This is a genomic window from Rummeliibacillus pycnus, assembly GCF_050459865.1.
In the GTDB taxonomy this organism is placed as follows: domain Bacteria; phylum Bacillota; class Bacilli; order Bacillales_A; family Planococcaceae; genus Rummeliibacillus; species Rummeliibacillus pycnus_B.
This window is the reverse complement of the sequence record NZ_JBCMNM010000096.1, coordinates 22,397-32,661: the sequence shown is the minus strand read 5'-3', so window position 1 is coordinate 32,661 and position 10,265 is coordinate 22,397. Positions and strand designations below refer to the sequence as shown.

Annotated in this window: 5 protein-coding genes; 4 read left to right on the top strand and 1 reads right to left on the bottom strand. The window is 35.6% G+C overall.

All coding sequences use genetic code 11. From position 1 onward, the window contains the following. Positions 1-932 precede the first annotated feature (932 nt). A complete protein-coding gene (locus ABE048_RS17530; protein WP_430312565.1) occupies positions 933-1,883 on the top strand; it encodes a nuclease-related domain-containing protein in 951 nt (316 codons plus the stop codon). Positions 1,884-2,685: 802 nt separating this feature from the next. On the opposite strand, the gene ABE048_RS17525 is transcribed toward ABE048_RS17530, so the two are convergent. After that, positions 2,686-6,294, bottom strand: coding sequence for a CDP-glycerol glycerophosphotransferase family protein (locus tag ABE048_RS17525; protein WP_430312564.1), 3,609 nt, complete (start codon positions 6,292-6,294; stop codon positions 2,686-2,688). A 415-nt stretch (positions 6,295-6,709) separates the two neighbouring features. Between ABE048_RS17525 and ABE048_RS17520 the strand changes: the two genes are divergently transcribed. The 3 genes from ABE048_RS17520 to tagH all read left to right on the top strand — a co-directional run bounded on the left by ABE048_RS17520 (position 6,710) and on the right by tagH (position 10,200). Continuing rightward, positions 6,710-7,879, top strand: coding sequence for a CDP-glycerol glycerophosphotransferase family protein (locus ABE048_RS17520; protein ID WP_430312563.1), 1,170 nt, complete (start codon positions 6,710-6,712; stop codon positions 7,877-7,879). A gap of 690 nt (positions 7,880-8,569) precedes the next feature. Continuing rightward, on the top strand, positions 8,570-9,379 hold the full coding sequence (locus ABE048_RS17515; RefSeq protein WP_430312562.1) for an ABC transporter permease: 810 nt from the start codon (positions 8,570-8,572) through the stop codon (positions 9,377-9,379). A 23-nt stretch (positions 9,380-9,402) separates the two neighbouring features. Then, positions 9,403-10,200, top strand: a complete 798-nt coding sequence (gene tagH, locus ABE048_RS17510; protein WP_430312561.1) for a teichoic acids export ABC transporter ATP-binding subunit TagH — start codon at positions 9,403-9,405, stop codon at positions 10,198-10,200. The last annotated feature ends 65 nt before the right edge of the window (positions 10,201-10,265 follow it).

Sequence of the window (10,265 nt, the reverse complement as noted above, 5' to 3'; positions counted from 1 at the left end):
GACGTAAATTGCTGAGAGAGCGAATACAATTCCAAATGGAGCGAATAAAAAGCCGAAGAGAGCGAATAAAACGAAGAAAAGAGCGAATAAACCCAAGGAAAGAGCGAATAACCAGTCGGAGAAAGCGAATAACCACCCCGAGAGAGCGAACCTACTAGATATGAGGACGTAAATTGCTGAGAGAGCGAATACAATTCCAAATGGAGCGAATAAAAAGCCGAAGAGAGCGAATAAAACGAAGAAAAGAGCGAATAAAACGAAGAAAAGAGCGAATAAACCCAAGAAAAGAGCGAATAAATATGACTCAAAACCATTATTCGCGGCTGTAAGATCCATATGATTTAAATATAGAGTCGCGAACAAGGAGAGTATTTAATATCTTCACCAAAACATCCACAAAGAAGACCTAAATTGCTAAGAGAGCGAATACAATTCCAAATGGAGCGAATAAAAAGCCGAAGAGAGCGAATAAAACGAAGAAAAGAGCCAATAAACCCAAGGATAGGGCGAATAAACCTAAGAAAAGAGCGAATAAATGTGACTCGAAACCATTATTCGCGGCTGTAAGATCCATATGATTTAAGTCTAGAGCCGCGAACAAAGAGAGTATTTAATATCTTCACCGAAACATCCACAAAGAAGACCTAATTTGCTGAGAGAGCGAATACAATTCCAAACGGAGCGAATAAAAAGCCGAAGAGAGCGAATAAAACGAAGGAAAGAGCCAATAAATCCAAGAGAAGAGCGAATAAACTCCAAAAAAGATAAAAAATGCACAAAATTAATTTTTGAAAATCAGATTGTGCAAAATCAGTACTCAATACTTAATTTCACTACCTAAAAAGCTATTGATTCAGCGATTTTGTTAATTTGCACCAAAACTCAAAAACTTATATGGTTTGATTAAAAATGATAAGAGGGAGGTATTTTTATTGATAATCAAACCATATTCAGCAACACATTATTTAGAGGATTTAAAAGGATTAATTAATCGCCTTTCGGTAGCAAATCCAAGAAAACAAGATTTAGCAGATGAATATAATCGCATTAACGCTGGTGATATAGGCGAAAAATTTGTTATGGAAACGCTTGAACAACTGCAGCTACCATACGATTTTTATATTTTTCATAATCTTTCTCTATTCATAGAATCAAAAATTCAAATTGATATATTATTTTTAACGAAATACTATGTCATCATTTTTGAAGTAAAAAATATTAAAGGAACTATAGAATTTGTACAAAATCCGAAGCAGCTTGTACGAACTTTACCGAATGGTGAGATACATGTATTTAATAGTCCTGAACCTCAATTGCGTGAATATATTTATCAGCTAAAGCAAATTTTCTTAAATCAAGGTATTGATATACCAGTTTACGGAGCTATTATCTTTCCTTTTTCATCAAGTTTTATCAAACATCCCCCTGATAAAACAATAGTATTGCGAAAAAATGAAATAAAACCTTTCATACGAGATATACAAATTAACCTGGAATATCTTAATGATAAAAATATAGATTTTTTGAATAACTACTTATTAAGAACACACCAAGAATTCAATCCTTATCCATTAATAGATCGATATAATATTCTAAGAGAAAGTATAATGACCGGTGTGATTTGTCCAAATTGTGGAGAGATAGGTATGAAGCGATTTGCTTTTTATTGGTTCTGCCAAAGCTGTTGTCTAAAAAGTATGAATGCACATGAGAATGCAATCTATGATTATTTAAAAATAATAAATGAGACGATTACAAATAAAGAATGTAGGGGGTTCCTTAAAGTTAATGATGTGAATCAGATCAATAAAATGCTAAGAAATATGAATCTGAAAAAAATTGGAAACTACAGAAACACAAAGTATATGTTAAATGTTAGATAATGAAAAATGCACTTTAGAATTCTCAAGAAAGTTGGCCGCGATCAAGTATAGTGGTTATTCCAGGACATAAATTGCCGAGAGAGCGAATACAATTTAAAATGGAGCGAATAAACAGGCGAAGAGAGCGAATAAATGCCCAAAAAGAGTGAATAAACCCAACGAGAGAGCGAATAAATCCCCAAAAAGGGCGAATAATCACACAGAGCATTAACAAGGGAGAGCAGATAATCTTTTCAGCAAATTTCAGGACGTAAATTGCCGAGAGAGCGAATACAATTTAAAATGGAGCGAATAAACAGGTGAAGAGAGCGAATAAATGCCCAGAAAGAGCGAATAAACCCAACGAGAGAGCGAATAAATGCCCCAAAAGAGCGAATAACCATCCAAAGAGCTTAACAGGGAGAGCAGATAATCTTTTCAGCAAATTCCAGGACGTAAATTGCCGAGAGAGAGAATACAATTTAAAATGGAGCGAATAAACAGGCGGAGAGAGCGAATAACTACTCAAAAAGAGCGAATAAACAGGCGGAGAGAGCGAATAACTACTCAAAAAGAGCGAATAACCATCCGAAGAGAGCGAATAACTACTCAAAAAGAGCGAATAAACATTCGGAGAGAGCGAATAACACCATCCAAAGAGAGAATAACCACCTAGAGACACCGAATACCCCACAAATAACCATCAAAAAACCCCAAATAAAAATGCCTGTCCGAAAAATCGGTTTCTACCGACTTCACGGACAGGCAATTCTTCCAACTCTATGCACAAACCATGCGTAAAATGCGGCCTTTCCTTTTTCAACTATTCGTGAATTTCACGATAGAAGTTTTCAATTGCATTTTGGTTATAGGTGCGATAGTCGAATTCTTTGAATGATAAGTTTGGTTCTAGATATATTTTCTTCATCGCTTCGTAAATGCTTTCTACGGAAATATCCTCTTCTACTTCTGTTAATAAGCCGTAGTCCCCATTCGCTAAAGCGGCACGGTTTGCGACAATATTTGTGGCAACAATTTTCATCTTCAATGTTAAGGCTTCAAGTAATACCATTGGCTGTCCTTCGTATTTGGACGATAGCACGAAAACATCGCATTGTTTCATGAATGAGAATGGATTATCTAATTGACCTGTTAAAAATACAGAATCCTTTAATTTCAATTTTTTCACTAAAGAATCTAAGGATTTTCTCAATTGTCCATCCCCGAGTAAATACAACTTTGTATTTGGGTATTCTTTATGAATTTGCGCAAATGCTTTAATTAGCTTATCTTGCGCTTTTTCTGGAGATAGACGGCCCATCGTAACAAATTTAAAGGAATCATCATGATTTAAAGTAATGATTTTATTGTGAATATCAATCCAGCATTGATAAGGAGTTACAGCCCTTTTTTCTACCCATCCGATTTTTTGATCACCATCATAAAGTAAAACCGAATGCCCATGTCCTGTACGCATTTCCTTTTTCACCGTTAATGGTTTTAAATGCAGTTCGTCAGGTAATGTGAAATCTGCAACCTCTGCTGTAGTAGGAAGCTCCTTGTATACTTCAACTGAATCTTCTTCGACAATCGCTGGATACGAAATGTCTTTTTCATCGATGAATACGGAATAATCAGCTGGCACTAATCGCACACAACGACTATCAATCCAGCCTGCAACGGAAGCACCCTTCTTTATGAAGTAATAAACTCGATCTTTAAATACTTGTTTTTTATGAACGAAAATTAGTTCTCCACGCAAATCCTTTTTATGTTCTACGATTTTACTATCTGGACGGCCAGGGGGCTCTGTAAATATTTTATAGCGATCAAGATTTTCTAAAACATAGCCGTATTGTTTTACTTTATCCTCTAACTTGGCAAGTTGATTTGCTTTTTCAATCAAGTCTTTATGCTTGTTATACTGAAATTTAACATAGGTATGAGCAAGCGAACGTGAAAGAGGATTATGATTAGCCATTTCACTAATCTTCTCTAAAAGAGTAACGGCATTACTATTAATCCAGCCAAGTTCATGATTGTCTATTGATATCAAGTAATACGTAGCTTGTGGCGTTTCTGCGATTTTTGAAATATGAACAATCATATCTTTGAAAAATGTAACGTCTGATTTCTTATGTGCTCCTGGGGCACCAAATGGTACATTCCAAACATAATATTTTGGCGTAACATTTGTTAACTTCCCAAAATTATTTACATTATGATAAGCAATATCTACATCTTGTTCATTGTCATATGCATCTATTTCTAATAAGGTTTCCTTGCACCATCCAGCATAAATATCATTAATCGAGATTTTATAATAATTTTCATTATGCCAATGATATTGGGCGAAAATATGCATGCAATCATCTGCTTGGACAGTATGTTGCACAGTAGGATTTCCTTGGTTCACCTCATCTAAAGTGCGATAAATAGAAACTTCCTTAGCTGTTTTTTGCCAAATTGCGATTTCATTCATTAACTCTAAATGAGAAGATGTTTTATTTTGTGTAAACTCTTTTTTCGGTGGATTTAATATACGATTAGGGTCTATCGTATTTACACAAAATCCAAATTGTTCATCGGTTGTAAATTTTGATAGTTTTGATTTATTTAAATTCATTGTGGCTTCTGAAACAGCCAATAATTTATCATATTTAGAATAAATAGAGAACATTGTTAGTAAATTTTGATAATGCGGGCGAACGCCATTCACTGTACGATTTCGATCGGCTTTCATATCACTGTGTAAGAAACAAATTTTACGCTTACTATTGGTTGCTAGTACAAGCTTCGACCAATAAAAGCTGTAGCCACTGAAATCAATTGCATAATCAAAATGTACGCCACCTGTTAGTCTTCGAATTTCGCGTTCAAATGCTTTTTCAGGATAATGTGGTTTTAGCTTTGGCGTTAGACCATGTGTACGAATAAGACGATCAAGAACAGCCTCTTGGAATGTATATACAGGTACACCTGGTTTGAAAAGGAAACGCACTTTTGGATGAATACGTTTTTGGTTATGCAAGATTTCCTCTTTCCCTGAAGCAGCTATGAAGACAGTCACATCATATCGGTCGTAATCAATATTGTTCGTTAAGTTGATAAAACTATTTGTAATCCCATTATTGATCAAGCCACCCGGATAGATGAAAATCTTTTCCTTTTCGTTCGCATAACGAACAACCTTTACATCATCAATGGATTCCTTTTTAAAAACTAAGCGATACAATCGTTCAGAAACCTTGCCATCATCATATGCGACAAAGCGTTGTTTAGCAGCTTGATACACGTCTCTATAATCGCTTTTTACATCTTCAATATGAAGTATCGCGTTCGCTACGTCACCGATATGCTCGTAAATAGGACCTGGCAGTTCTTTCTCATCTAAGTACATACCGCGGTTTTGAGAATATAAATCTTTATCCCATGCATAGAACAAGATGGGTTTGTCTGTTACTAGATAGTCAAAAAATACACTTGAATAATCCGTGATTAAAACATCCACTATACTGAGTAATTCATTCATATCCATTTTGTCTGATACAAGTCTACTTTGAGCCTCTGGATAATTTGTAGCAACATCATAAAGGAATGGATGGACTTTCATCAGCACATGATATGAAGGGCCGATTTGTTCAGCTAAATAATCCATTTCTCGAATAATTTGTTTCATATTATCATCTGCATTATTCGTATCTGTGCCTTTCCAAGTAGGGGAATACAGCACGATTTTTTCATTTGAAGAAACGGTGAGTCCTTGTTGATTTAACTGAGCGATGATATCTTCGCGTTTTGAATTCATTGTTAAATCATTACGTGGATAACCCATTTCTAAAATAGAACCTTCATAAATGCCATCTAATCGGAAAGCATTTGAAAATAGATTAGTTGAATGTGCATTCGGACTAATAATATAATCCGCATTCAAAAAGTTACGCACCACATTTTGACTTCCAGAAGGGTTCCCCGGAATATCGTAGCCCATATATTTTAATGGAGTCCCATGCCATGTATTAATATAGGTTTGTTCAGGTCGAGGAACGAAGAAAGACTGGAAAGTAGAGTTATTCAAAAGATATTGTGCTTGTGCTAACCATTTTAAATAATCATCACTATTCCGTTCAACAAATGTTACGTTTGGCAACTCACGATAAGGGGCAATTACCTTTTCCAACTCTTCAGAAGGTTGAATGGCCCATATATGGTGATATGTTTTTTCTGTGTCATGCTCTAAAATATATTTGAATACAGCAAAAGGGGAATCCGTTACACTTTGTCCGTCTCTTACTTCATATAAAATGGAATGATCCACAATGGGTAATGTATCATAGAATTTTGTATATAATTGATTCATTCGATGAGCTTCTTTATGGGAACGGTCATCTAATACTTCTTTAAAGTTTCCATATAGTTCGTTTAAAATCATCGAAAATCACCTCGTTTGCTTAAAAATTATGCCTTCCGTATCGTAGCACTTTTTCGATGCTAGCAGAATAAAATTAATGATTTTTTAATGAAAAATACTTCAATTTCTTCTAAATAAGTAACATTGAACGGCACAAAACCAATACCTTATTGTCCTTCAAAGTGTGACAAATATACCTATTTAAACGGTACAATCATAGCCTTATAATGATTGAAGGACATGCCTATCTATGTTATGATAATTGGCAGGTTAAATTTTTACATAAATGAACGTTAAACAGTGGAAAAAGTTCTCCACTGATTTTTTTGAGACTCAGTAGATACTAGAAGTTATTCCTACATGGGCTCACTAGCTTTGATCCTGCACGTAAAGAGAGGATCAACAGTTTAATACCACATGAAAGAGTGAATAATTGATGTTAAATAATAAAACATTTAAGAAATATTTTGCGAAGGCTTTCCGCTTTATCGGACGCAAAGCTCCCCGAATTAAAAACTTAGTCGTATTCGAAAGCTTCCATGGCAAACGCTATAGCGATAACCCAAGAGCGATTTATGAGTATATGAAAGAAAATAATCCAGAATACAAGCTTGTTTGGAGTGTGGATAAAGGCAGTATCCCCATGTTCCAAGAAATGGGCGTCCCTTATATGAAGCGATTCACCCTTAAATGGTTATTAACTTTCCCACGTGCCCAATATTGGGTAAACAACGTACGCTATCCAAAATGGATGACACGACCAAAAGATACAATTTACGTTCAAACATGGCACGGTACACCACTTAAAAAACTAGGTACTGATATCGAAGAAGTACACATGCCTGGTACAAAGACGAAGAAATACCGCAAGAATATCATTGCCGAATCAAAAAACTGGAGTTATCTTGTAGCACCAAACCCATATACAGAAGAAATTCTGGGACGTGCATTCCACTTCAAGGGACCAATGATTCAATCTGGTTACCCACGTAACGATGTATTGCAAAATCAAGATCAAGCGAAAATTGAGAAAATCCGTAAATCATTGAATATCCCAGATAACAAGAAAATTGTCCTTTACGCACCAACATGGCGTGATGACCAATTCTTCAAAAAAGGGAAATACAAATTCCAATTCCAATTTGATATTCAAAAGTTAAAAGAACAATACGGTGACGACTTCGTATTACTTGCACGTATGCACTATCTAGTATCCGAAAACTTTGATTTCGAACAATACGGTGATTTCATCAAAGACGTTTCAAACTACTACGATATCGCAGACCTATACCTAATCAGTGATCTATTAATCACAGACTACTCATCTGTATTCTTTGACTATGCGATTTTAAATCGCCCAATCATTTTCTATATGTACGACTTAGAAGATTACCGCGATCGTCTTCGTGGCTTCTACATCGACATTGAAGCAGATGCACCAGGGAAAATCGTTCAAAACGAACAAGACCTATTCGAAGAAATCGGACGTGCTCTTACAGACGGACACTACTCACAAGAACAATTCAATCGCTTCAATGAAAAATTCTGCGTTTGGGAAGACGGCAAAGCCTCAGAACGCCTAGTGAAACAAGTTTTTGGTAAATAAATAATCGCAGCCCTACCGATTAACGGTAGGGCTTTTTAATGTTTTAATCTGGTGGTTAACAAATAGCTAATCCACGGAGTTCGTCGTTCAATCCACGAAAACGAAGGGCCAATCCACGAAAACAACCAGCCAATCCACGAAAAAAGAAATTGAATCCACGTTTGGTGCAATATAAGTCTTCGGCAGGAACTAATTAATGGGGGAATCCCGTTTTCCGCGGCATTCATTTTATCAACAACACGATATTTGTCCGCAAACAACTAGATTGAAAAGCTATTTTTCTGTTGAATAGGGCAGTTAATAGTTAAAATGATTCGTTATGGTGCCGGCATGTCCATCTTTTATTAATATGTTTTATGTATCAGGAAAGTTGTAATAACTCTTTCAAAAAAATGCCTATTGCACGAACGGAATAATTTTCATTAATATGGTATACTATGTGAAGTGTTTTTCTATGAATATCAAGTAATCTTATATGTAGAATTTCATATTTCGAACAACTATTATTGAAAGTTGAAATTTAGTGGCTTGAAGGTGATTTTATCAAATAATTACATATGCTTATGTTTTTCATAAAGCTTATGGAAACTAGAAGGAAGTTATGAAAAATTACCAAATTAGCTATACTTAAAAGAAAAACAATATATAGTTACACCAAATTCAATACATGAAATTGAGGACAAAATCAAAATGAGAGCACTTATTAAAATTATAAAAGAACAAGTAAATTCTTTTTATTTGATTATGCGCTTAGCAAGTTTCCAATTGCGCATGGACAATCAGAATAACTATTTGGGCTTTGCATGGGAAATTCTTAATCCAGCAATTCAAATGGCGATGTATTGGTTCGTCTTTGGATTTGGTATGCGAGGAAACGAAAAAATCAATGGAGTGCCATATATCCTTTGGATGCTAGCTGGAATCTCGTTCTGGTTCTTTATTCAAAAAGCGATTTTAAATGGTTCCAAATCTATTTACCAAAGATATTCAATGGTCGCCAAGATGGAATTCCCACTATCGGTGTTACCTAGCTACGTTATTATGAGCAAATATTATGGACACCTTATATTAGTCGGCATCATCATGATTGTCTTTTGGATTAGTGGATTCTATCCGAGTGTATATTACATACAATTAATATACTTCTTGGCTATGAGTTACATTCTTGCATTTGCTATCACACTTTTAACATCTACCATAACTGTTGTGGTTCGAGATATTCAAATGATAATTCAATCACTATTACAAGCAATGTTCTTCTTATCACCTATTCTTTGGGATCGTTCAGCGAATATGCCTGAGTGGATTCAAAACATCTTAGAGTTGAACCCATTCTACTATCTAGCAAACGGCTATCGAGCATCATTGCTATACAATGATTGGTATATCGTGTCACATTGGGAACTAACACTATACAACTGGGGACTCATTTTAGTATTACTACTAATTGGTTCAACAGCACACTATAAATTCAGAAACCGCTTCTCTGACTTTATCTAAAAACCGTATGGAGGAGAGTATTCATGGCGGAATCAGTTATTATCAAAAATGTAACAAAAACTTATCGTATGTATAAAACAAAGGGCGAGCAGCTAGGTGATCTCATTTTCCCTGGAAAAAAGGGAAGTAGCTTCAATGCTGTCGAAAACATTTCTTTTGCAGTAGAAAAAGGGGATGTCGTTGGCCTTGTTGGTATCAATGGCTCAGGGAAATCAACTCTTTCCAATATAATCGGTGGCCTTGTTCCCCCAACTTCTGGCGAGGTAATTGTCAATGGGGAAGTAAATGTCATTGCAATCAACGCTGGACTAAGCAATCAGTTAACAGGTATCGAAAATATCGAATTCAAATGCCTACTTATGGGCTATAGTAAAGAAAAAATTGCTAAAGTGATGCCGGATATCATCGAATTTTCTGAGCTTGGTGACTTCATTTACCAACCTGTAAAAAAATACTCAAGTGGTATGAAATCTAAACTCGGCTTTGCCATCAGTGTCACAGCTGATCCTGATATTCTGATTATCGACGAAGCCCTTTCCGTAGGGGACCAAACCTTTGCGGACAAGTCACTTGCCAAGATGAACGAATACAAAAAACGTGGCAAAACGATTTTCTTCGTTAGCCACAACTTAAGTCAAGTAACCAGCTTCTGCACCAAAATCGCTTGGATTGAAGGCGGACATCTAAGAGAATTTGGACCAACAAATGTCGTGATGAAAAACTACTCAGCCTTTATCAAAAAATATCACAAACTACCTGCAGAAGAACAAAAAGCATTCCGAGACAAACTCGCAGATCGACGAAAACATAACAAGAAGTAACTAGATGAATTATGAAGATTGGCGGAGAGAATGATACTAGAAATTCTGTAAAAATCCGACCTTGC

Excerpts from the sequence above, each read along its gene's own strand:
- ABE048_RS17525 (WP_430312564.1), bottom strand. The coding sequence starts at position 6,294 with ATGATTTTAAACGAACTATATGGAAACTTTAAAGAAGTATTAGATGAC.
- ABE048_RS17520 (WP_430312563.1), top strand. The coding sequence starts at position 6,710 with ATGTTAAATAATAAAACATTTAAGAAATATTTTGCGAAGGCTTTCCGC.
- ABE048_RS17515 (WP_430312562.1), top strand. The coding sequence starts at position 8,570 with ATGAGAGCACTTATTAAAATTATAAAAGAACAAGTAAATTCTTTTTAT.
- tagH (WP_430312561.1), top strand. The coding sequence starts at position 9,403 with ATGGCGGAATCAGTTATTATCAAAAATGTAACAAAAACTTATCGTATG.